The sequence below is a fragment of the Mycolicibacterium sp. SMGY-1XX genome (assembly GCF_059132455.1).
Window position 1 is genome coordinate 5,867,345 of sequence record NZ_CP101139.1, and the last position, 23,185, is coordinate 5,890,529.

Sequence of the window (23,185 nt, forward strand, 5' to 3'; positions counted from 1 at the left end):
CGACACTGATGATCTTCACGGTGACGGGACAGTTGTGAGCGAGTAGAGCGCTACTCGAACGGTGATTGTTCTGTTTCAGGCCGGTTCGTCACTGCACCCGGGATACGTCTTCTTCAAGCTGTCGAGTTCGGGAGTGGGGTGCGCGTTTCTCCATTCGGCCGCAATATTCGACGACTCCACTATCGCATCGTTCATTCGGTTGATCGCGGCCCGAACGCCGTCTTCGGTACTGGCGGTTTCGATGTCAGTGGCGACAGCGTGGAGTTCTTCGACCAGCGATCGCGCAGCCTGCTCCACGTGCTCGTCGTCACCCACACCCTCACCGTTGGGCGGGTCGCCGAGTTCCTTCGCCTTCGCGATCACCTCCTCATACAGGCTCGCGATATCGCGGACTGTGGCCGCGAGGGCGGCCTGATCACCGAACTTGTCGGCAAATTCTCGCGTGAGATGGCCAAACCGGTTGTTGAAATCGACAGTGATCGCGCATTCCCGCTGAACGTAATCAGCGAGCGAGGAGCTGCGGGTGTCGTCGGTGGCACAACTGCAGAAAAGCATGGTCGATGCAGACAAGACCGCGATCGACACTTTGCGCATCCCGCCCATGTGATCGCCCCCAATCGAGCATGATCATTGCGACGATACCTACGAATGCAGACGGTGCACAGCGAATACCTTCCCCGCCTACTTGTGCAGGGAAGTACATCTCCCGACGGAATACCACAATGGAGGTGAACCGTGGTCACACCGGCCTCCCTGAGCGCGCGCCACTTTGACGGTTCCACGGGTGATGTATTCATCTTTCCACTAATGCCGGAGCGCGGGCCAGAACTCGGGCATTTTCGAAAGGCGCACAATGAGTGAGCCCCGACAACCTCAGAGCGACCCCCGAATACTGGACATCTACAAATTGGCCGTCGAGATGGCGGATCGAGTTTCGTCGCGGCGGGCAACCGCCAACGGCTTCTTCCTGACTGTGAACACCACGTTGATCGCGGTGGTGGGATTGTCCACGTCAGAGCCGGACTCCGCATTGCGGTTCGGTGCGGTGTGTATCGCGGGCGTCGCCGTGTCCACGTGCTGGTGGTTCCTCCTTCGTGTGTACCGCAGGCTGAACTCCGCCAAGTTCGCGGTGATCAACCGGATCGAGGCAGAGCACCTGCCGATCAAGCCGTATACCGATGAGTGGGCAGAGCTGATGCCCGACGACCAGGTGGTCGATCGACGCTTCCGGCTCGGCAAGGTCTTTCGGGAACTGGGCGGTGTCGAGCGTGTGGTACCGGTGGTTTTCGGACTGCTGTACGTCGTCCTGCTGCTCGGCAGACTGGCGATATGAGCTATCTCGACGCCGACGCCGAACTGATTCGGAGTTGCGTACCCGCAGGCACCGGGTTACCGGAGGACTGCGATGACCTGTTTGTCCTGTACGCCGTACTCATGCGCGCCAAAGGCCAACACACCCAGGCCTCCGATGTGCACGATGCCTGGTCGGCGTGGATGTCCCGAAGCCGACCCGACCACGAATCCATCCGCCCCTACGAGCAACTCGCACCGACGGTGCAGGCCCAGGACGCGCCATTCCTCACCGCGATCCGCCGCGCGGCGCGAGTTCGCGCCGAACGTGGCTGAGACAGCTCACTCATCCACCAGGTACCCGATCGCCGAAGCGAACAGCGAGAAAGTGGCATTTGCTCCGCCGGTGACCACAAGACTGTTTCCGCCGCGCACGTAAAGCCTTGCCGGTGAGCCGAATTGATGCCAACGACCGACGCCCTGGGCCGGACTGAATTGACTGACGCCCGAGACGAATTGCACCGGGAGGAAAACAACCGAGTTCTCACCCTGCGCAGCGGCCTGCAGGAACTGGACCACCTCGCCATCGCGGGCAGCCAACCTTCCCGAGACGTGCTCGACAACCAGGAGCTTGCCCACCGGCACCGCCGCCAGGATCACCTCGACGTCCGGTGTGGCCGCACCGTTGTTGTCGTTGGACTGCGTGTCGGCCCACGGTTCTCTTGCCATAGCTGAGTATGCGCAGACCTCCCGCCCCTACGTTCGCAACTTCGCGGCTTTGTCCGCGGCCGCGACCCCGGAGTGCGCCAGTGGCTGTTAGCTGGCTGGCGCGCGGGTATGTCCCTTCGCAAGCACATCGCCCAGCCCTCGGGATGGTCAGCGGGGCGACGACGGTTCAGATCCGAATCGAATCAAGTGGTGGTATCGCGAGCAGTCAAGTGAGGCAAACCGGCCCTGCCGCCGTCTGTGCGGCGAGCCCGCCTACCAGTCAACGTCTTTCAACACTCATAGGAGCTGGATAGCCGCCGAGGCGAACCGCACTTAGCTTTCCTATCGGATTTTGCGAAATTGAATACAACAAAACTTACTCTCGGGTAGTTCTGCGACTGTCGTGGTTACGTTCATGTAAAGGAAAGCCCATGCAAGTTGCTGCCCGTTCCTACCTCGCAGCAGGAGTGGCGCTGGTCGGCGCCAGTGCCATCGCAGTCAGCCCGGTCAGCCCGCCGGTGCCCGACGTCATGGTTCCCAGCCCCGCCGTCGCGCTCAGTGCCGCGGTCGACCCGATCACGCCGTGGCTGAACGTCTTCAACACCTCCGAAGTCAACTTCGCCAACCTCGTCGACAAGTGGCTGCAGGCGCCGGCTCCGGTGTTGCAGCAGGTCATCGCCAATCAGATCGGCTACCTGCGCCAGCTCCCGGACTTCCCCGCGATCGTCGAAGAGATCGCGGCCAACGCGGAGGCCGCAATCAAGGCGCCGTTCGCGGTGGATCTCACCACGATGGATGAGCTGCACGCGACCATCTACGACCTGCTCCTCAACGGGTTGCCTCCGATCATCGATCCGGTGGTACCCGCCGACTTGGCACCGCTGGTGCAGTTCAGCACGACGTACCTCAGCGGGGTGCTGCTCGGCTTGGTGGGCCCGGTGATCAACCCGGCACTGGCCCTGGGCGGCAGCCTCAACGCGGTGTTCGAGAACCTCACCGGCGAGGCTCCCGATCTGGAGGCCGCGCTCAACACGTTGCTCAACACGCCTGCGGCGATGGCCGACGCGTTCCTCAACGGCGGGCAGTCGATCGACATCACTCCCCTGCTGAATGCGGTGGGATTGGAATCGCCCATCCCCGGCTTGAACTTCAAGGCCCAGCTCGTCTTCGGCGGCCTGCTGAGCCCGGGTGGTTCGATCTTCAACGCCCTCACCATCGACCTCGGTGACGGCAGCGGACCGACCGGTGTCGGTCCGGGCGCCATCGGTTCGTTGATCGGGTTGACCCAGCAGATCGCCAAGGCCCTCGGCTGGGACGGCACGGGCAATCCCCTCGCCCCGCCGCTGCGCACGCCGCAGGAGACGCTGCGTGACGCCGAGACCTCAGCCATCACGTCGACGCCCAGCGACAACGCGACCCTGGTGAGCCTGGATCTGACGAAGGAATCGGCGACCGCGGAGCTCGGCACCGCTGACACCGCACCGGTGAAGGACGACACGGACACCGCCACCCCGCTGTCGGACACCTCCGGCGATGACGAGCCCACCGGCGGCGTCACCGCTGGCGGCGAGGCCTCGACCGACACCGAAACCGACGGCACCGCCGAGGACACCGAAGCCAGTCCGTCGCCGGACAAGGGCAAGTCCTACAGCGGCATTCGTACCCGTGCCGACCGCACCGTCAAGAACGGCGGCACGAAATCGGGCGCCGAGGACAGCTCCGAGAAAGCCGAGGACACCAAGGACTCCGGTGGGCCCGCGGCCGGCGACAAGGGCGAGTCGGGCTCCGACGGCGACTCGTCTACCGGCGGCGCCGAGTAGATGACTGTGGCAGCCCCGGTCCCGGCGGCCCGGGGCTGCCACATCCAATCACCGTCGGCGCAACATGTTCCGCAGCACCACGCGACTGACGATGGTGGGATACAGCAGGCGCACAGGATGGACCATCAGGCTGTTGACCTTGAAGAAGACGGCGGCCACCACAGGATCGGACTCACACGCAGCCAGCACCCAGTCGACCAGCCGGACGATCAGGCGCATCGATCCCGTCCGCCGCCCCTGCACTTCCGGGAACGCCAGATCAGAGACCGCGGCCATCCGCCAGGCCACGCCGACTGGCTTCGCCGAGGCACGGAAGTACCGCCTGGGCAGGTCGTCGACACCACGACTCAGGCAGTCTCGCAACGCGATCGCCTGCAAAGCCGCCACCGTCATCCCCTGCCCGTAGACCGGGTTGAAACTGCAAATGGCGTCACCGCACACCAGTAGCCCGGCGGGAAACCGCGCCATCTTGTCGAAGCGGCGCCACTGGCTTGAGGGCATACGGTGCTGTGACGGTGCACCGACAGGCTCACCGGCCCGCACCGCCGCGCGCAGGTGCGCGGGGCAGTACCCCTCCGCGAAGGAGAGCATGCCGGCCAAGCTGCGCGGCGGCTCGTGGCCCGCCATCCCGAACACCGTGAACATCCAGGTGTCGTTCTCGTAGCCGGTGAGGAACATCCCGGTCGGCCGGCCGGGCGCCGGGCCGATGTCGACCACCTTCTCCATCAGTGCGCCTTTGGGGATCCGCAACAGTTGGCTGACGTAGGTGGTGTGCATGACGATGTTCTCTTCGACCGGCCGGCCGTAACCGAGACTTTGCAGCAGCGCCGGCGTCCGTGCACCGCGGCCCGTCGCATCCATCACCACATCGGCGGTCAACAACCGTTCGGCGCCACCGTCGCGGTGAACCACCCGCACTCCGGTGATGCGGCTGCGATCCGCGGTCGAGGTCACCTCAGCCGCGTCGTGGCACTCCAGGATCGTCACATTGGCGATCGCGCGGAGCCGTTGCCGGACTTGCCATTCCAGCAGTGTCCTACTCGGTGAGTAGACGGCCAACTCGCTGGGACCGGTGGGCAGCGTGCCGGACCGGATCACCTCATGACCCCCGAACGACAGGTGCATCTTGGACAGATCCCCGTCGTTCCACACCGGCACACCCTGCGCCACCAGGTCATCGAGGAACCCGGGGAAGAGCTCGTCGAGGATCTGCGCGCCGCGCAGCAAGAGAACGTGCAGGTGCCGTGCCTGTGGCACCCCTCGCCGCACACCAGCGTTGTCGGGCAGGGCATCTCGCTCGACCACGGTGACGGTCTCGAAGAAATCGGCCAGCACTCTGGCGGCGACCAGTCCGCCCATACTCGCGCCGAGAACCACGGCGCGCTCACCCAGCATCGGCATGTCAACCCTTCCTCAAGTGTCGGTGAGGGTGGTCCCGGACCGACGGGCCGGTCGCAAGGACACCGTGGCGGGCGCAAGGACGGTGGCGGACGCCACGAGCGCGTCGAAACCCGCCGCGGCCGCCGCCGAACGGTACTGCGCGACGAACTCGCGGCACCTGTCCTCGTCGCCGCGCACGCTCGCCAGCAGTGCCCGCGAACGCAGAAGCGGAATCTCATTGAGCACGAAACCCGGATCGGTGGGCACCGCCGCCAGCCGGTCGAGCACCACCTGGGCTTCGTGCTGATCCGAGGCGGACCCACGAAGGACCAGCAGTTCCACCAGAATCGCCGAAGCCCGTCCGCGCCAGATCATGTCACCGCTGCGATAGGAACCGTCGACCACTGCGCGCGCCATGCCGATGGCGCCCGCGAGATCGCCGCTGCGGGCCGTCTCGACCGCGAACTCAGGATCCGCGATCGTCAACGCACTCAGGGAGAATCGCTCTGCGACGGCGGCGTTGCGGGCTTGCCGGAGCAGGTCCAGACCGGCGTCGCGTTGCTCGCCTTCGCCTGTCACCAGAGCCAGGCCTCGGCTCAACCGACCCATTCCGAGAAGGAAGTCGTCCGTGGAGGATTCAGCGATGCGCAACGCTTCGGCGATTTCGCTCATCGCGGTCGCATCGGGCGGCAGCGCCCCCAGCGGTATCGAGGCGACGTACTTCCACAGCAATGCGAACACGTAACTCGTCGGGTCCAGCGGAGCCGCCATCTTGATCGAGTGGGCGGCGTCGTCCAGCCAGCTCTTCATTCCCAGGCACATCTTGATGTGGCCGCGCATAGCGACCACAGTGCACAGCGGTGAACCGACGATCAGGTTGCCTTTGGCGGTATCACCGTCGGCCAGTTCGACAAGGCGGTCTGACAGGCGCAGCGCCTCGATCATCTCGCCGGCTTGGGTTTTCGCGTAGATCGGCGCGAACAGGAGGGCGACGGTCAGTGTCGAATCACCGATCGCCTCCAGCAGCTCGCTGAGTTCCGAGGCCAGCTGCGCCGCCTCGGTGAAGCGGTCGTGGAACGTCAACGCCATGATGTAACCGGCCATGCCGATTGCCAGCGACACGTCGTCCTCGGCGGATGCACACAGTTCGCGCAGTTCGTCGAAGCCGGTGTCGGCAACGGTGCTGCCGGCCCGCCAGGCGGTCCCGCACAGCAAGGTCCGAGCGGCGATCCGCATCGAGGCCCGACCCGCCGCGTCGGCAGGTAGTCGATCGGCCACCTGGCGGGCCCGCTGCCAACTGGCGCGCGCCGCGCGGCTGTCTCGGATGGCCGACCAACCGCCGGCGCGCATGTGCCAGTCGAACGCCTCATGCAGGTCCCCGGCCGCCTCCAGGTGTTCGGCGATCAACGCGGCGTTCTCCTCGACGTCGCCTGAGTGGCGTTTTTCGATGGCGGCGGCCAACCGTCGATGCAGCGTGATGCGCCCGGAATGCAATTGCGACTCATAAGCCACCGCTCGGACCAACGGGTGGCGGAACGCGAACTCGGCGCGCGGGGTCTCCGCCACCCGGTCCACCAGCTCGGCCTGCAGCAATTCGGTGATGGCCTCGGACCGGTCCTCGCCCTCGAGAAGGACGTCCAGCAGCCCGGGCTCGAACTGAGCGCCGACAACCGCGGCGGCGTACAACACCTTCTTGGCCGACCTGCTCAGGCGGTCGACGCGGGCGGCGATCGTCGCCTGCAGGGTGTCCGGCACGCCGATGTCGGCTGCGGTGTCACGGCACCGGTAGGCACCGCGATCCCCCTCCAACACACCGCGTTCGGCGAGATCCCGCACCATCTCCTCGACGAAGAACGGGTTGCCCGCGGCCTGCCGAGCGATACGCGACGCCACCGTCCGCACCGACGTATCGTTGCCCAGCAGGTCGGCAGTCAAGGCCGCGGTCTCGGCCGCGTTCAGCGGTGCCAGCGAGATATACCTGCTGTCCGGAAGCCGCGACAACACGCCACGGTATTCCGGGCGGTAGGTGATCAGCACCACCGCGTGGGTCTGCGGCACCACCGTGACGAACTCGGCGAGCATGGCCTCGCTGGTCTCGTCGATCCAGTGCACATCTTCGATCACACACAGCACGGATCTGCTCTGGTTGACGGCGACGGCGCTCAGCAGGGCCGCCAACCGACGGCGACGGGCGTCGGCGGTGATGGCCGGTGGAGCGGCGGCGGCATCGCCGATGCCGAGCAGGTCATCGAGCAGCAGCAGGTCTTCTGGGTCGGCGTCCGGAAGACTGGCCCGCACCCGTGCGCGGGCGGACTGCGCGTCGCGGTCACCGAGCCTGAACACGGTGCGCCAGAGGCGCGAGACCGCGTGAAACGGGACCTCACGGGCGTGCGATTCGCAACCGACGGTGAAGACGGTGACGCTGCGCTCGGCGGCAAGTGCCATTGCCTCGCGCGCCAGACGGCTCTTGCCGATGCCGGGCAGTCCGACCACTCCGACCACGCAGCCCGGACCATCGATCGCCCGGTCGAGGAGGGCGGCGACATCGTTCAACTCCCGGGCACGGCCGACCAGGGTCGGTTCCCGCCGCCTGATCTCCCGGTCGGCGGCGACCCCGAGTAACCGACGCGCTGGCAGCGGATCCGCCAATCCTTTGACAGACACCCACTCTGTGGGTGCCATCACGGTGGCGTGTTCCACCAAGCGCGCGGTGGACTCACCGAGCATGACCCCACCCGGCGGTGCTACCGATTCCATCCGTTGCGCAAACCCCACCTGCTGGCCCATCGCGGTGTAACCCAGAGGGCCGGTACCTATTTCGCCGGCGATCACCCGGCCCGAATTCAAACCGATCCGCAGCCTCAGTGCCACGCTGTCGCGGCGCAACACCTCATCGGCGAGCTGCGCCATCTGTTCCTGGATCTCCAGCGCCGCCAGACAGGCGCGTACCGCGTGGTCTTCCAATGCAACCGGCGCACCGAACAGTGCCATGATGCCGTCGCCGGTGAATTTGTCGACCGTGCCGCCGTAGCGTCGGGTAACGGTAGCCGCGCACAGGAAAACGTCCGCCATCATCTCCCGCAGGCGTTCTGCGCCGACCGCGGAGGCGATCGCCATCGAACCGACCACGTCGGCGAACATGACTGTCACCTGCTTGAATTCAGCTTGCTCCATCGTCTGAGGTGCCGCCGCTCCGCAGCTGTCGCAGAAGCGGGCGCCCTCGCGCAGGGCATTGCCGCATGCCAGACACGTCACGCCGGCCCCCTCCCGAGTGAAACTGCGCCCCTACACAACAGTAAGGCTCACGGCACCACCCTTGACGGCAATCGTGTTTCTCTCCGATTTTTTGAACACCGGCACCGGCGAGAGTTAGGTTGCCAGTGGCAGATTCCCGCATTCGAGGAGTTCCTATGTCTTCCGGCGAGGCGTTGGAGGCTTTGGATCGCGGTCAGTATGAGCGCGCGCTGGCGCTGCTGAACGGCGAACTCTCGCGAGCGGGGTCCAACGCCGAATTGCATGCGCTGGCCGGCCTGGCGAACTTCCAGCTCGCCCGCTACAACGAGGCCGCGCACCAGTACACGCTCGCGCTGCAAACCAACGGCGATCACGGCCCCTGGCGTGAAATGCTTGCTCTTGCAACATCCAACGCCGTCGCAGGCGTGCACGTCCACGTGCCCGCGCGGGACTACTTCACCCGCGAATCGCTGCTCGAGCCACCGCCCGTTTCCGATGACGCGCTGCCCCGACCACTCCCGCCGAAGCCCCCGGGGAGTTTTCTGACCAGGGCTCGCCTGCGCGCGGGCACGTTGTTGGGCGCCCTGGCAACGTCTTTGGTCAACCGGGCCACCGAGTGCGTGGGCCGTCGCGGCTACCGGGACGAGGTGTGGACCAACTGGTATTACCACCACATGGTGCCCGCGGTCTTGAAGCTGGCCTACATACGCAACCAGCTGAACTCCGAGAACTTGGAGAGCAGCTATCCGCCCGGAAGGCTGGTCGGATTTCAGCGCCCGGGCCTTCAACCACCGCGGGGCGTCACCCATTTCCGGACCGCCGACGGAAGCTGGAACAACCTCGCCGATCCCAGAGAGGGTGCCGCCGGCACGCGCTTCCTACGTAACGTCAAGCCCGAAGCCATCCGCCCGGAGTCGGGCGATGAACTGCTCACGCCGAATCCGCGCGAGATCAGCCGCCGACTGCTCACCCGCCCGGTCGGTTCCGACGGCCGGCCGGTGATGAAGGAAGTGCCGTTCCTGAACCTGCTGTCAGCGGCGTGGATTCAATTCATGAACGGGGACTGGATCAATCACGGCGAGATCTCCTACGTCAGGATGATCGACGTGCCGTTGTCTGAGGACGATCCCGCCCGCAGTCGTTACCGGCAGCACACACTCTCGGTCGGCAGGACTCAGCGAGATCCCACCCGTGGCGACGAGGAGCCCGCGGCCACCAGCGCGATCAACGAAGTCACCCATTGGTGGGACGGATCCCAGATCTATGGCAGCGACCAGAGGACCCAGCTCTGCCTACGCAGCGGCACACTCGGCAAGATGCGGGTGAACGAGGATGGCACCCTCCCGGTCGACCACACCGGCGTCGAGGTCACCGGATTCCGGCGCAACTGGTGGGTGGGTCTCTCGATGCTGCACACCCTGTTCGTGCTCGAGCACAACACAATCTGCGACATGCTGCACACAGCGCACCCGGACTGGGAGGGGGACGACAACCTCCTCTTCAATGTCGCGCGGCTGATCAATGCCGCGGTGATGGCCAAGGTTCATACCGTCGAGTGGACCCCCGCCATCCTTCCCAACCCTGCGCTGAATCTCGGCCTGAACGCGAACTGGTACGGCGTGGCCACCGTCTTCTGGCACAGGGCCGCGAAGAAGCGAAAAGCCAAGTCGAACGTCAATATCCGTAACCCCGAAATAGGCGGCATCGTCGGGAACCCGATCGACAAACACGGGTCGGCCTTCGGCCTGACCGAGGAGTTCGTCGAGGTTTACCGGTTGCATTCGATGCTGCCCGAGATGCTGCATCTGCGCCGCCGCGGCGACGCGGGTACCGCCGAGGAGGTTCCGTTTGCCGACACGCGCCAGAGTGGATCAGTGGCCGTCACCCAGCGGTATCCCATGCCCGACCTGTTCTACTCATTCGGCACTCAGCACCCAGGTGCATTGCAGCTCAACAATTATCCGCACTTCTTACAGGAACTCAGCATTCCCGGCTGTCCCTTCTTCGACATGGGCACGGTGGACATCGTGCGCGCCCGCGAACGCGGTGTACCTCGTTACAACGAGTTCCGGCACCAGCTGGGACTCACTCCGATCGAGAGTTTCGACGACCTGACCGACGACCCGACCATCCGCGCGCAGCTGAGGGCGGTGTACGGCGGCCACCCGGATGGCGTCGACAAGCTCGATCTACTGATCGGCACGCTGGCCGAAGGCCACCGGCCCACCGGCTTCGGATTCGGCGAGACCATGTTCCAGATCTTCATCCTCAACGCCAGCCGCAGGCTCCAGGCCGATCGGTTCTACACCGACTGCTACACCGAGGAGGTCTACACCGCCGAAGGTCTGCGGTGGATCGACCAGAGCGACTTGAAAACCGTTCTTCTACGCCATTTCCCGGAGCTCGCCAGCACCGGCCTGGCCAACATCAAGAACGCCTTCGAACCGTGGGACGAGGAGCCGTTTCTGAGACCCTGGCGGCACCCGCTGCGTGCCTACGACCGCGAAACCGAGCGGGACCCCTGGCTCGGTGACGGGTATCGCCGGCGGGTATAGGGACTTCTCGGGAGGGACACCATGCTGAGGTGGGTTGTGCGGCGCGGCTTCTGGAACGCGGTTGCGCTACTGAAGTTCAAAGCGGCCAAACCGCGCGAAATCCCACTGCCGCCTGCGACACGCCACGTCATCGAGCCGACTCCGATGGCCAGAGCCATCCGCGGTATCCCACTGCGCAACGTGATGGTGTGTGCCAGCGCCGACATCCCGGCCGAGGAGAGAGTACGCAAGAGCACTTTGTTCTATCGGGTGCAGGTCTGGCTCTACTCCAGGTACTCCCCGATGCAGCGGGGTCTGCCGTCCATCGACACCGACCCCCAGGTGGCGTTGGACAGGGCTCTGACTCGGCGACATCGCCGCCTGTTCCGGGCACCCGAGATGCCGGCCGAGTACCTGGGTAGCCCGGACCTCGGATCGTTGGCCGTACGCGGGCCCTTCGCCTGCTACACCACCCGCGCCGACGACGGCACCTGGGAATGGGATCTGCGCATACTCAACGACTACGAACATCACCCGGGGCTGCTGAAGATCGGCTGTCGGGTGGCGTTCGACCTCGACCCGCTTCGGCGTTCGCTTCGGGCCCGACGCATCGAGTGCGCGCTCGGCTCGGTCACACCGTCGCACCCGGACTGGAACCGAGCCGGCAAGATCGCCTTGTGCGCCGCTTCTACACACGTTTCGCTGGTGCGCCACTTCAACTGGGTGCACCTGGCAGGCGGCGCGCAATTGGCCCTCGCCACCCGTAACAGCCTGTCCCCCAACCACCCGCTGTTCAGATTGCTGTGGCCGCACATCTTCGCCACGATGCACAGCAATGACATCGTGACCCGCGGGCAGATGAGCCGCGGCGGCGATTTCGACACCATCTTCAGTTTCACCTTCGAGGGCATGTGCCGCCTGTTCGACGAGACGCACCTCTTGTACCGACACCAGGTCAACGATCCCGAAGTCGACGGTGACGCCCGAGGTGTGCGCGGCACCGGCTTCGACACACCCACGCAGGACAACCTCGAAGAACTGTTCGCCGTGATGCACCGCTATGCGCGCAACTACCTGGAGGTCTACTACCCGCGCACGTCGGCTGTCGGCCCGAGGTCGGTCAACAACGACACTGAACTGCTCTTCTGGCTCGAGGAACTGAATGAACGGGTTCCCAACGGCGTTGGCGTGACTCCCGGCGAGGTCACCTGGGACAGCCTCGCCCGGTTGCTGGCGCAGTTGCTGTATCTGGTGACCGCACAGCACGAGATCTTGGGCAGCTACATGTGGGACTACCAGCTGTGGACGCACCGTCAGCCGGCGCGGGTCTACGAACATTTCCAGCCCGAGCCGCTGGATGTGTATCAGCGGCTGCTCAATGCCAATTTCACCCTCAACGTGCGCAGGCGTGCGCTGATGAACGATTTCACCGCCCTTGCGCTCGACAACCGCGCCAAGAACGCGATGCGGCAGTTCCAAGATGAGCTCGTCGCGTTGCAGGCAACAAACGCCTCCCGCCCCCGTCCGGTATGGCGGCTCGACCCGCGAGATCTGGAGGTCAACATCAACGCCTGATCCCTCTTGCCAACTGACTGACGATCGGCAAGGAAATGATGCACAGTCGAACATCTGAAGCTCGACCGGCGAAACGACGCTGACGTGGAAACAGGCAGCGGTGAGAGCGGTGGACTGACCCAGGCGGGCTTGCTCTGCAGTTCCTGCGGCGCACAGTTGAATTCGACGGCCAAGTTCTGTAGCGAATGCGGGACGCGGCTCAGGCAGGCACCTCCACCCGCTGAGTACAAGCAGGTCACCGTCCTGTTCGTCGACGTGGTCCACTCGATGGACATCGCCGCAGCCGTCGGCGACGAACGCTTACGCGAGATCATGGCCGAACTGACCGACACCTGCCGGGCGGTGATAGAGCACTTCGGCGGCACGTTCGGCAGTTTCACCGGCGACGGGCTCATGGCGGTGTTCGGCGCCCCCGCGGCCCTCGACGACCACGCGGTCCGGGCCTGCCGGGCCGCATCCGCGATTCAGAAGGAGGTCCGCTCCCTCGCCGTACAAGCGCAACGCGCAGACGGTATCGACCTGCAACTCCGCGTCGGGTTGAACTCAGGAGAGGTGATCGCGGGCGAGATCGGCTCGCGTTCACTGGGTTACACCGCTGTCGGTGAGCAGGTCGGTCTCGCTCAGCGAATGGAGTCGGTGGCGCCGCCCGGTGGGGTCATGCTCAGCGCGTCCACCGCACGACTGGTCGACAGCTCCGTCGCCCTGGCCGAGCCCGAATGGGTACGCATCAAAGGCGCCGAGGAGCCGGTCCGCGCCTACCGTCTGCTGGGGATCGGCGAGCGGCGTCTCACACTCGGGCGTACCGAGTCGAGTCTGGTCGGTCGGCGGCGGGAGATGTCGGCCGTCGAAAGATCGTTGACTCGCGCGGTCGAGGGCCGGGGCGCGGTGGTCGGGGTGGTGGGGCACCCAGGGGTCGGCAAGAGTCGTCTGGTGCGTGAGGTCGCGACGATGGCCAGAGAGCGCGATCTGGAGGTGTTCACCGCCTTCTGCGAGTCACATGCCAGCCAGATTCCGTTTCATGCAGTGGCGCGCTTGCTTCGAGCGATCACCGGAGTCGAAGGCCTCGACGCGCCGGACGCCCGAATTCATCTGCGGCGCTGGGCCGGTGATGCGGACGCCGAGGATCTGCTGCTACTCGATGACCTGTTGGGCATCGGCGATCCCGATGCTGTGGTGGCCCGGATCGATCCGGATGCCCGCCGGCGACGCCTGACCGCTCTGGTGAATGCCGCGTCCCTGGCCCGGAACGTCCCGGCCGTGTTTGTTGTCGAGGATGCCCACTGGATCGATGAGGTCAGCGACTCGATGCTGGCCGAGTTCTTCTCCGTGATCCCGCAGACACCGTTGCTGGTGCTGGTCACCTACCGCCCCGAGTACACCGGTGCGCTGACGCAGGTGCCCGAGGCCGAGACGATAGCCCTGTCCGCGCTCAGCGCGGCGGAGACGGCGACACTTGTCGCCGAACTCGTCGGAACGGATCCGTCGCTGAGCGCGCTCGGTCAGACGATCGCCGACAGGGCAGCCGGTAACCCGTTCTTCGCCGAAGAGATCGTGCAGGATCTGGCAGAGCGCGGTGTGCTGCGTGGGAATCGCAGCGCCTACGTCTCGACGGTGGGCGCCGCCGAGGTCAGTGTGCCGGCCACCGTACAGGCGACCATCGCCGCCCGCATCGACCGTCTCGAACCGGCTGCCAAGCGCACCTTGAGCGCTGCCTCGGTCATCGGCGCACGCTTCGGACTCGACCTGCTGACCGCCGCCGGCGTCGAACCGCGCGTCGACGACCTGGTGGTCGGCGAGCTCATCGATCCGGTCGGTGTCTCCGGAGAGCCCGAGTACGCGTTCCATCACCCGCTGGTGCGCACGGTCGCCTATGCGACTCAGCTCAAATCGGATCGAGCTGAGCTGCATCGGCGCGTCGCAGCCGCAATCCAGGCACGCGACCCCACCTCCACCGACGAGAACGCGGCGCTGATCGCCGAACACCTGGAAACTGCAGGAGATCTGGGCGCCGCCTACGGTTGGCACCTGCGCGCCGCGATGTGGGCTGCCAACCGCGACATCGGGGCGGCGCGGCTGAGTTGGGAACGCGCGGCGAAGATCGCCGATGCCCTGCCCGCCGATGACCCGAACCGCATCCCGATGGCCATCGGTCCCCGGACCATGTTGTGCGCCACCGCCCACCGTGTCCAGATCGACAGCGCAGGCGATCATTTCGACGAAGTGCACCAGATGTGCACCACCATCGGGGACAAGGCATCATTGGCCATCGCCACGGCAGGGCTGTTGATGGATCACGCGTGGCAGGACCGCGTCATCGAGGCCGACCGGCTGGCCTCTGAGGTGTGGGAACTCGTCGAGTCGGTGGGTGACCCGACTCTGGCAGTGGGCCTTTCGGTGCCGGTGCTCTACGCCAAACTCGAGTGTGCCGAATGGTCCACGGTGCTCCGCTGGTCGCAGGAGGTCATCAACCTGGCCGACGGCGATCCATCCAAGGGCGACTTCCTGTTCGGCTCCCCGCTGGCGCTGGCGCTGACGACACGTGCGTGGGCCCGCTACTGGCTGGGCCACCCCGGGTGGCGTGACGACCAGCGGCACGGGATGGCCATGGCCCGCAGCGCCGAACCGGTCGCCTACGTCACGGTGGTCACCTACGTTTATCCGGCCGGAATACCGAATGGCGTTCTGTTACCCGATGATTCCGCGATGCAGGAGATCGACGAGGCCCTGCGCATCGCCGAACGTTCCGGTGACGACGTCGCGGTGGACTTCGCCCGGGCCACGCTCGGCCTCGCGTTGGTGCACCGCCCCACGGTTGCGGAACGCGATCGTGGGCAGGTGCTGCTGGCCGAAGTCAGCGTGGCGTCTCAACGCCGCCGGCACAACCTGTGCGACCTGCCCCTCATCACTGTGTATCTGGCACGCGAGCAGGCGCGTTGCGGCGGCGGTGCGGAGCCCGTCGCGGTGATGCGGACCGCCGTGGAGCATCTGTTCCGCGAGGGGCGCCTGCTGCTTCACGGCGTCGCTGCCACCGGCGTTCTGGTGCAAACGCTGCTGGATCGCGGCGACATCACCGAGGCGGAGGCCGCGATCAACCGGTTGGCGGCCGCGCCCGCCGACGACGGCCTTGTGCTACGGGACGTCTGGCTGCTCGGACTGCGGGCACTGCTGGCACAGGCACGGGGTGACAATGGTTCCTTCCTGGGGTTCCGTGAGCGCTATCGCGCGGTGGCCACATCGCTGGGCTTCGAAGGGCACATGGCAAGGGCCGAAGCGATGCGTTGACTTCAGACACGCGTGCTTGTCGACCAGGTGTGCCGTGTTCGCGAGTTCTCGAGACGTGGTGGACACATCTTGCGGGCAACTGACCAATCGGTCTAAATTCTGACTATGCGGTCAGAACCGGGGACTTTCACTGAACGGGCACGGCGGGCGCAGATCGTCGCTGCTGCGACACAGGTCATCGCCGAGGCAGGTTACGCCCAAGCCTCGGTGGCAAAGATCGCCGAACACATAGGCGTGGCCAAAAGCGTTGTGCTGTACCACTTCAAGACCAAAAACGACATCATCGAAGCCGTCGTGATCGCGGTGTTCAGCGCGGCAGCCGCGCAGATGGCTCCCGCTATTGCTGCGGCAGCTTCGCCGGGAGATCGTCTCGCGGCCTACATACGCTCCAATGTTGCATTCATCGAGCAAAATCCGATCGCCGCGACTGCCATGGTCGAGATCCTCACCGGATACCGGTCACCGAAGGGTTTGCGTCTCGATCAGGCCGCAGCTTCGGCGCCGCCATCAGATGCCGGATCAACAGCCCTGGATCCTGAGCCGATCTTCGTCGACGGTCTGTCGGGCGGCCAATTTCGGGAGCTGTCGCCGAGATTCATGAAGAACGCGCTGCGCGCCGCGCTGGACGGTGCGGTGTGGGAGCTGGCCCGCGATCCCGACTACGACGTGATCGGCTACGGCGAAGAACTGGTGACTGCGTTCGACCTCGCCACGCGAGGAACATCATGACCCGGATCGTGATCGCGGCTTTCGGAACGCGCGGTGATGTCGCACCGCTGACCGGACTCGGTAGCCGGCTCCTCGAGCGACTCGGAGCCGAGGTGGTCATCGGCGCGCAAAGCCCGTACGAACACCTCATCACCGCGGCCGGACTGCAGTACCGACGTTTGCCTGGCGACACCGAGGCCGACACCCGAGCCTCCGCGTACGGGCAGGCCGTTGTCGATGGCGCGCGTATGCGGCCGTCCAAGGACGTGCTGGCGCAGATGCGTGACGACCTGCACGGAGTGGGCGAGGCAATCGCCGACGCGGCCACCGGCTCCGATCTTCTTCTGCTGGAGGGCCCGGTGGGCTCCCTGCTGGGATATCACGTTGCAGAGGCATTGGACATTCCGAGCATCGGGGTCTTCTTCCAACCAGTCAGCGCGACAGGGCAATTCGCTCCGCCACCGTTGACGGATCGCTCTTTCGGGCAGTGCGGTAACCACTTGGCGTGGCGTCTTGGTGACCTCGGCGAAAAGGTCTACACACCCTTGATAAATGATCTGCGCGCCACGCTGGGGTTACCGACTCAATCCCGGCGCAGCTATCAGCGCCGACGCGCCGCCACGTGGCCGATCCTCTATGGGTTCTCCCAGCACGTTGTTGCTCGCCCCATCGATTGGCGCGACGGACTGGACGTGACAGGTTATTGGTGGCCCATCGATTCACCGACGTGGCAACCTCCGTCCGAGGTGGTCCAGTTCCTTCACGCTGGGCCGCCGCCGGTATTCGTCGGTCTCGGTAGCACGGCCACCGCACAGGGTGAACGCCTGTCCGCTCTGATCGTCTCGGCACTACGTCAGGCTGGTGTGCGCGGCATCCTCCAGTCCGGTTGGGCCGGCCTGCGCGGTGAGGGCTCCGACATCCTCACCGTCGGTGAGCTGCCGCACGCGTGGCTGTTTCCACAGATGGCGGCGATCGTGCACCACGGCGGCGCAGGCACGACGGCTGCCGCCCTGCGAGCGGGTGTGCCCTCGATTCCGGTCACCGGCATCATGGATCAGCCGTTCTGGGCTCGACGGGTCCATACCTTGGGGGCGGCGCCGGCTCCACTGCGGCGTAGCGCACTCACCACAAAATCTCTCGCCGAGGCCGTGACCGCAACTCTGACTGAACCGGGCTATACCCAACGAGCGCAGCAGCTTTCACACTGCCTCCGGTCCGAAGACGGCGAGGGCACCGCAACCGACCTCATCTCGGCACACCTGGACCGGTGGGACGTGGGATCGTCAGGAGGCAGCTGAGGGCTAGGCCAGAACCGATCCGGCAGACGCGCAAGCCGCCCCCAGGTCAGAAGCCTCCGTGATTTCGAGGGCGTTTCGAGTCGCCCGCCGCCGCCCCGGCTCGGGTGCGGTCACGATCAGCCCCGGAATCGCCGCTGTCCGAACGGCCGGAGGGATCGCCGGTCCGGTAGGAGCCGACTGAAGCGCGGACGCGATCCGGTCTCGAGCGGCGGTCGGATTTCGTCTCGGTAGCGGCGTCACGCGTCCTGACATCGACCACCTTGCTGGGCCGCTCATGATGCTGTGTTGTGGTCTCACCGGTGTCGGCAGGTCCGACCTGTACCTCAGTGTCGTCGGCGTCGACCGAACCGGTGGTGACTGCCGGATCTGTCGCCGTCTGCGGTTCGGGAGCAGCCTCGGTCAGCAGATCCTCTGTGCCGGGATCCGCGTCCGCGGCGTCCTTTGCGGGACCGGCGGTCTTCGCCTCGATCACCTCCGGCGTCACGGCGCCCGGTTTGGTGAACGACACCGGCTGCGGTGCCGGGGGCGTCCACACCAATCGGCCCTGCTCGATGCGGGGCCCGAGGTCTGGGGTCATCGACGAGTAGCCCGTCGCGATCAGCGGCATGAGCAGCTTGTCCAGCTCATCGACGAACGGGTCCGGGACGTTCATCTGTCGCAACACCCGTGTGATCGGAAGTTGCTGGCGCGGAATCATATACGTCGTCGTCGTGCCACCCAGCGAGTTGGTGGTCTGCGACACCAGAACCGCGTCGGCCATGCTGGCGAGCGAGCTGTGCGAGTGATCGTTGAAGCCGTCGAGGGTGATGAAGGCGCCGATGACGGCGTTGGTGACGGCGAGCAGGTTCCACGGGCGGTCCGGCGGATTGGCCCACCCGTCCCACTGTTCGTTGACCACCACGACGTCGTACTGGCTCTCGGGCACCGGACCGAACGTCTGACCGACGAACGGAATCGTCACCCCGCGCAGATACATCTCGCCGAGTCCGCGTCGCATGTCGCCGAACACGTGGAACGTGATGTCATCGGCATCGGGTGCGTCCGCCGCGGTTCGCAAGTACTCGAGTTCTCGGTCGATCACCAGGGTGCCCTCGCTCAGGCCCGCGACGACGACGGGTTCGCCCTTCTCGAGCTGCTCGAGGATGGTGGCGTGCAGGTTCTGCCGCCCGATCTCGGTCGACTGATCCACCGTCAACGCGAACGGTCCGGACAGAATCCCCAGTTGGGCTGGATAGTCCACCGCGACCGGCGTGGTTCCGGGCAGCCAGTTCTCGCCGACATGCAAGGCAAACGGCAGCCACGCCTCCTGCGTGAAGCCGGCACCGGCCAGCAGCGAATCGACTATCGGCCACTCACTCGGACGGGCGCCGTTGAGTCCGATGCGGGTCTGCGCGGAGGCCAGCACCGCGGGGCCGGCAACCAGCGCCATCGCCGCCACCACCGCCGCCGCGATCCATCGGCCGCCCCTTTGCGGCAGCCGTCGTGGTGCCGGTGCAGGACTCGTCTGTGTCAACGCAAACCCCCCGTGTGAAAGTGACGTTCATCGATACCAACATCGAGGAACCTCCGCAGGGTTTTTGCGCTGCAAGTCACTCCGGAATGGGGATGGCCGCCCCACCCGGAGGCAGGGCGGCCATCGTGTCACCCGGTGGTTCAGGACTGCGGCTCACCCGGAACAACCCAGTGACCTGGCGCCTGGTCGAAGAACGGATTGACAATGCCGTTCACCGTGGGCAGTTTCTTCAGCTGACCGGGAGGAATTCCGAAGAACGGATTCGACACACCATTTATGGACGGCAAATCCTTCAACTGTCCGGGAGTAATGGTTTCACGGGGCCATTGGAAGTAACCATTCAATTCCGGAAAATTCACATTCGGCACGTTCACATCCGGAATGTTCACGCTCGGCACATTGATGTCCGGCACATTGACACTCGGAATGTTCACATCCGGCACATTCACACCCGGCACACTCACATCGGGAACGTTGACGCTCGGGACGTTCACGTCGGGCAGATTCACCCCCGGCAGATTCACATCCGGCACGTTCACGCTCGGCACGTTCACATCGGGAACCTGCACGTGAGGCACGGTCGGACCGGGCCACGGCTCCGGCGTAGCCGGATCGGCCTGCGCCAGGCCCACACCCAAGCCCAGTGCGCCGAGGCCCAGCACACCGGTCATCGTGGTCGTTACCGCGAGTTTCTTGATGTCCATCATTCGCTCCTTCGCCTTGCTTCTCGACGACACCCACCGATCAACGGCGGAAATCGCGTGACGTTCGGTTTGGGAAATTGCTCGATCGTCGCTCGACGGTCTCGCCGCCTCTATGTCTGGACGACTACGCAACACCTCGTCCCCCCGCAATGTATGTCGGATGCCCGCGGCTCCGCGTTAACAGTGAGTACCGAATTCGGCCGGCATCCGCGCGTGAAAACACACGGTAGCCAGGTGTTTCACGAATCAAAATTGACGTCTATCCCGTCGGTCGCCGGCAGCGGAGGCGAGATGCACCCACGGGTGGGCGGTGCCGGGTCAGAACATCTGCGAGGAGGCTCAGCCCCGGCCGGCGCCGCCGAGTTCGAACAACGTGTGGGCGAACTGGGCGCTGATGAAATCCCGGGCCCGTTCTTCGGGCCACCCCAGCACGGTCACTGTGTAGTGGAAGCCGTTCTGTGGCCCGTAGTGGTACAGGGTGATGTCCGCGAAGTCGTCGTCGGAGAACGGCTTCGGAAACGCTCCCAAGTGCCGGATCTTCCGGGCGATTTCATGTAGCGCGCTGCGGTGGCGGATCACCGCTTGGGTGAGTGACCCCGTCGCCTCGGCGTCGTGCGCAGCGGTCGCGACGACAAGCTGGACGATGTCGTCGAACTGGCGCCAGAACTCGAGGTAGGAGTCTGCGAGAGCGTGCAGCGCGTCCTGGAGGTTGTCGGTCGCATTGATGGCATCGAGGGTCTGCTGCACCAGGGGTGCGGCGGTCCACATGTCCATCAAGGTGCGTAGCAGGCCCTGCTTGCCGCCGCACTGCTGGTAGACCGTGCCGGCCGAGACGCGGCTTGCCTCGGCGATGTCGTTGACGGTGGTGGCGAAGTAACCCCGTTCGGCGAAGAGAGTCCGCGCCGCATCGACGACAGCCTGTCGGGTCTGCTCGGCGTACTCGTCACGACGGGAGCGGCGCGGAGTGGAGCCCGTGTCGTCCGACGTCATCGGGGACCAGCCTGACGATTCATATGCGCCCGAGAATAACAGACAGTGGAAGCTGCACTGGAGTTAGTTCACTCAACGTAAGACGACGTTGGTACCAGTTCATTTAATCGACCTGTCATACATATTGTTGAGTACACTCTCATCCACTACAGTGCCACTACATCGAGTGAGTGCAGTGCGAGTGATTGGGGCTTCGCGTGGCAGAAGACCAGCGCGATCCGGTTGGGCACCCATGACCGTCACCGCGGTCGAACACCGCCATCCGTCGGCGGATTTCGTCGCCGCGCTCGCCGCCGGCGCGCCGACAGAAGGCGCCACGGCCGGTTCCTGGCCGGGCTTGACCTTCTACCGTTTCACCGCGCCGACGGCGCTGCAGCCGCAGACGCCGGAATTCTCGGTCGCCATCGTCATGCAGGCCTCACGCTGTCTGGTGGTCTGCGACTGCCCTGACCGCACCTGCCAGATTGCCGAGGGTTCACCCCGTCACCCATCGCTGTGCCTGAGTCTGGAAATCGACCCCGAGTTGATCTGTGAGGTGTCGGCCTCCATGGTGGGCCGCGCCAGATTCGTCGACGGCGTCCACCATGACGGAATCAAGTGTGCGGTCGCGACACTGGACGACGAGCTGATGAGTAGTGCCCTGCGTTTTCTGCGCTCACTGTCGGTGGTGTCGGACAGACAGGTCTTGGCGCCGTTGTACCTGCGCGAGCTCGTGTACCGGGTACTGCAGCGTGATCGGGATGACCGGCTGACACGGATTGCCACACAACAGGTTACGGCCAACCCGGTGGCCGCCGCTCTGGACTACATCGTCGACCATCTCGGCGAGCCGTTGTCAGTCGGTCAACTCGCCAAGCAGGTCAACCTGAGTCCGTCAGCCTTCTCACGCCTGTTTCGCGAGGTGATGGGATGTTCGCCCTATCAGTTCGTGAAAGACAAGCGGCTGAACCGGGCACGTGAGCTACTGGAAGCACGGCGACTCGGCGTGACGGAGGTGTCCCGCGCCGTCGGGTACACGAGTTGCTCGCACTTCATCAAGGAGTTTCGCGCCCGGTTCGGTTCCACGCCAGGTGATTACGCAAGTGTGGTCAGACCGACGCCTGCCGTTCGGTGAGAGCAGCGGGCTCAACCCGACCCAGGAATTCGCGGATGTATCCGCTGATCTCGGCTCCGTGTGTTTCCAACGCGAAGTGCCCCGTATCCAGCAGATGAAACACCCCGTCGGGGAAGTCCTTTCGGAACGCTTCCGCGCCCGCCACGCCGAAGATCTCGTCGTTGCGGCCCCACGTCACCAGCAGCGGTGGCTGATGGGTGCGGAAGTACTCGTGAAAACCGGGATAGCCGTCGAGATTGAACTGGTAATCCCAGAACAGCTGGAGCTGAATCGCGTCATTGCCCTTGCGGTCCAGGCCTGCTTGGTCCAGCAGCCATGCCTCGGGAGCGATTCGGTCCAGCCGGTCGGCGGGAACACCGTGGGTGTACTGCCAGCGAGTGGTTTCAAGGGTGAAGTACTCGCGCACCCCGGCTTCGTTGGCGGCGCGGTCCTTGGCGTGCGCGAAAAGGATGTCCCAGAAGGGGGTAAAGCCCTCGAGATAGGCATTGCCGCTCTGCGTGATGATCGCCGAGATCCGCTCAGGCCGCCGACTGGCGATGCGCAGACCGATCGGTGCGCCGTAATCATGGATGTAGATGGCGAACCGTTCCAGGCCCAACTGTTCGATCAGGGACTCCGTGACCTCCGTCAGCCGGTCGAAGCTGTACGTGAACTGATCGACCGAGGGCGCGGCCGAGCGGCCGAACCCGATGTGGTCGGGGGCCACGAGGTGGAAGCTGTCGCTCAACGACGCGATCAGGTTACGGAACATATGAGAACTCGACGGAAACCCGTGCAGTAATAGGATCGTCGGATTGGCGGGATCGCCGGCCTCACGGTAGAACACCTCCAAACCATCAACGGTGACGGTCTGGTAGCGCGTCGCAAAAGCAATCACGGTTTCCTCGAATCATTGGCTCTGGTGGCGTTCACCGAACGTGTATCGCCTCGACGGGAACTCTATGCCGTTGCCAGACAACCCAATAGCGTGATCATGCTCGGTAGGTGCCCATTCCGAGCGAATACCCGAGCGGACTCCAGGATGGGCAGATAGCC

17 protein-coding genes are annotated in these 23,185 nt (G+C 65.0%); 9 read left to right on the forward strand and 8 right to left on the reverse strand.

Annotated features, from left to right (window positions below; genetic code table 11):
* Positions 1 to 75: 75 nt before the first annotated feature.
* Positions 76 to 594, reverse strand: a complete 519-nt coding sequence (locus NL241_RS28060; protein ID WP_487692797.1) for a hypothetical protein — start codon at positions 592 to 594, stop codon at positions 76 to 78.
* Positions 595 to 853: 259 nt separating this feature from the next.
* Between NL241_RS28060 and NL241_RS28065 the strand changes: the two genes are divergently transcribed.
* Both NL241_RS28065 and NL241_RS28070 read left to right on the forward strand, forming a co-directional pair.
* Positions 854 to 1,333: a RipA family octameric membrane protein gene (locus NL241_RS28065; protein WP_494395643.1), complete on the forward strand. Its 480-nt coding sequence runs from the start codon at positions 854 to 856 to the stop codon at positions 1,331 to 1,333.
* Positions 1,330 to 1,626: a DUF7701 domain-containing protein gene (locus tag NL241_RS28070; protein ID WP_487692795.1), complete on the forward strand. Its 297-nt coding sequence runs from the start codon at positions 1,330 to 1,332 to the stop codon at positions 1,624 to 1,626. Before NL241_RS28065 ends, NL241_RS28070 begins: the two co-directional genes overlap by 4 nt.
* 6 nt (positions 1,627 to 1,632) lie before the next feature.
* On the opposite strand, the gene NL241_RS28075 is transcribed toward NL241_RS28070, so the two are convergent.
* The gene (locus tag NL241_RS28075; RefSeq protein WP_487692794.1) at positions 1,633 to 2,019 is read right to left on the reverse strand and encodes a hypothetical protein; all 387 of its coding nucleotides are present in this window, start codon (positions 2,017 to 2,019) and stop codon (positions 1,633 to 1,635) included.
* 410 nt (positions 2,020 to 2,429) lie between these two features.
* Between NL241_RS28075 and gjpA the strand changes: the two genes are divergently transcribed.
* Positions 2,430 to 3,818, forward strand: coding sequence for an outer membrane porin GjpA (gjpA, locus tag NL241_RS28080; protein WP_494395644.1), 1,389 nt, complete (start codon positions 2,430 to 2,432; stop codon positions 3,816 to 3,818).
* Between the two features lie 48 nt (positions 3,819 to 3,866).
* On the opposite strand, the gene NL241_RS28085 is transcribed toward gjpA, so the two are convergent.
* Both NL241_RS28085 and NL241_RS28090 read right to left on the reverse strand, forming a co-directional pair.
* Entirely contained in the window at positions 3,867 to 5,219 is a 1,353-nt protein-coding gene (locus NL241_RS28085; RefSeq protein ID WP_487692792.1) for an FAD-dependent oxidoreductase, read from the reverse strand.
* Between the two features lie 12 nt (positions 5,220 to 5,231).
* Positions 5,232 to 8,453, reverse strand: coding sequence for an AAA family ATPase (locus tag NL241_RS28090; protein WP_494395645.1), 3,222 nt, complete (start codon positions 8,451 to 8,453; stop codon positions 5,232 to 5,234).
* A gap of 155 nt (positions 8,454 to 8,608) precedes the next feature.
* On the opposite strand from NL241_RS28090, the gene NL241_RS28095 reads away from it, so the two are divergent.
* The 5 genes from NL241_RS28095 (at position 8,609) to NL241_RS28115 (ending at position 17,829) form a co-directional block, all read left to right on the forward strand.
* On the forward strand, positions 8,609 to 10,987 hold the full coding sequence (locus NL241_RS28095; protein WP_494395646.1) for a peroxidase family protein: 2,379 nt from the start codon (positions 8,609 to 8,611) through the stop codon (positions 10,985 to 10,987).
* Between the two features lie 21 nt (positions 10,988 to 11,008).
* On the forward strand, positions 11,009 to 12,541 hold the full coding sequence (locus NL241_RS28100; RefSeq protein ID WP_494395647.1) for a lipoxygenase family protein: 1,533 nt from the start codon (positions 11,009 to 11,011) through the stop codon (positions 12,539 to 12,541).
* Between the two features lie 84 nt (positions 12,542 to 12,625).
* Positions 12,626 to 15,823: an AAA family ATPase gene (locus tag NL241_RS28105; RefSeq protein WP_494395648.1), complete on the forward strand. Its 3,198-nt coding sequence runs from the start codon at positions 12,626 to 12,628 to the stop codon at positions 15,821 to 15,823.
* A 105-nt stretch (positions 15,824 to 15,928) separates the two neighbouring features.
* Entirely contained in the window at positions 15,929 to 16,552 is a 624-nt protein-coding gene (locus tag NL241_RS28110) for a TetR/AcrR family transcriptional regulator (RefSeq protein ID WP_487692787.1), read from the forward strand.
* Positions 16,549 to 17,829 (forward strand): glycosyltransferase, encoded by a 1,281-nt coding sequence (locus NL241_RS28115; protein WP_494395649.1) that lies wholly within the window; start codon positions 16,549 to 16,551, stop codon positions 17,827 to 17,829. The genes NL241_RS28110 and NL241_RS28115 overlap by 4 nt, the downstream gene beginning before the upstream one ends.
* 46 nt (positions 17,830 to 17,875) lie before the next feature.
* Here NL241_RS28115 and NL241_RS28120 read toward each other — a convergent pair whose 3' ends face one another.
* The 3 genes from NL241_RS28120 to NL241_RS28130 form a co-directional block, all read right to left on the reverse strand.
* Complete coding sequence (locus NL241_RS28120; protein ID WP_494395650.1) at positions 17,876 to 19,258, reverse strand: PE-PPE domain-containing protein; 1,383 nt, start codon at positions 19,256 to 19,258, stop codon at positions 17,876 to 17,878.
* Between the two features lie 224 nt (positions 19,259 to 19,482).
* Entirely contained in the window at positions 19,483 to 20,046 is a 564-nt protein-coding gene (locus NL241_RS28125; RefSeq protein WP_487692784.1) for a hypothetical protein, read from the reverse strand.
* 339 nt (positions 20,047 to 20,385) lie between these two features.
* The gene (locus tag NL241_RS28130) at positions 20,386 to 21,036 is read right to left on the reverse strand and encodes a TetR/AcrR family transcriptional regulator (RefSeq protein ID WP_494395651.1); all 651 of its coding nucleotides are present in this window, start codon (positions 21,034 to 21,036) and stop codon (positions 20,386 to 20,388) included.
* A gap of 232 nt (positions 21,037 to 21,268) precedes the next feature.
* Here NL241_RS28130 and NL241_RS28135 point away from each other — a divergent pair, with 232 nt between their 5' ends.
* Positions 21,269 to 22,150, forward strand: coding sequence for an AraC family transcriptional regulator (locus NL241_RS28135; RefSeq protein ID WP_487692782.1), 882 nt, complete (start codon positions 21,269 to 21,271; stop codon positions 22,148 to 22,150).
* Here the strand turns inward: NL241_RS28135 and NL241_RS28140 are convergent.
* Positions 22,125 to 23,027: an alpha/beta fold hydrolase gene (locus NL241_RS28140; protein WP_494395652.1), complete on the reverse strand. Its 903-nt coding sequence runs from the start codon at positions 23,025 to 23,027 to the stop codon at positions 22,125 to 22,127. The two genes, NL241_RS28135 and NL241_RS28140, sit on opposite strands and share 26 nt — an antisense overlap.
* Positions 23,028 to 23,185 lie beyond the last annotated feature (158 nt).

Coding starts and splice junctions, on each gene's coding strand:
- NL241_RS28060 (WP_487692797.1), bottom strand. CDS start 594: ATGCGCAAAGTGTCGATCGCGGTCTTGTCTGCATCGACCATGCTTTTC.
- NL241_RS28065 (WP_494395643.1), top strand. CDS start 854: ATGAGTGAGCCCCGACAACCTCAGAGCGACCCCCGAATACTGGACATC.
- NL241_RS28070 (WP_487692795.1), top strand. CDS start 1,330: ATGAGCTATCTCGACGCCGACGCCGAACTGATTCGGAGTTGCGTACCC.
- NL241_RS28075 (WP_487692794.1), bottom strand. CDS start 2,019: ATGGCAAGAGAACCGTGGGCCGACACGCAGTCCAACGACAACAACGGT.
- gjpA (WP_494395644.1), top strand. CDS start 2,430: ATGCAAGTTGCTGCCCGTTCCTACCTCGCAGCAGGAGTGGCGCTGGTC.
- NL241_RS28085 (WP_487692792.1), bottom strand. CDS start 5,219: ATGCCGATGCTGGGTGAGCGCGCCGTGGTTCTCGGCGCGAGTATGGGC.
- NL241_RS28095 (WP_494395646.1), top strand. CDS start 8,609: ATGTCTTCCGGCGAGGCGTTGGAGGCTTTGGATCGCGGTCAGTATGAG.
- NL241_RS28100 (WP_494395647.1), top strand. CDS start 11,009: ATGCTGAGGTGGGTTGTGCGGCGCGGCTTCTGGAACGCGGTTGCGCTA.
- NL241_RS28110 (WP_487692787.1), top strand. CDS start 15,929: ATGCGGTCAGAACCGGGGACTTTCACTGAACGGGCACGGCGGGCGCAG.
- NL241_RS28115 (WP_494395649.1), top strand. CDS start 16,549: ATGACCCGGATCGTGATCGCGGCTTTCGGAACGCGCGGTGATGTCGCA.
- NL241_RS28120 (WP_494395650.1), bottom strand. CDS start 19,258: ATGGCGCTGGTTGCCGGCCCCGCGGTGCTGGCCTCCGCGCAGACCCGC.
- NL241_RS28125 (WP_487692784.1), bottom strand. CDS start 20,046: ATGGACATCAAGAAACTCGCGGTAACGACCACGATGACCGGTGTGCTG.
- NL241_RS28130 (WP_494395651.1), bottom strand. CDS start 21,036: ATGACGTCGGACGACACGGGCTCCACTCCGCGCCGCTCCCGTCGTGAC.
- NL241_RS28135 (WP_487692782.1), top strand. CDS start 21,269: ATGACCGTCACCGCGGTCGAACACCGCCATCCGTCGGCGGATTTCGTC.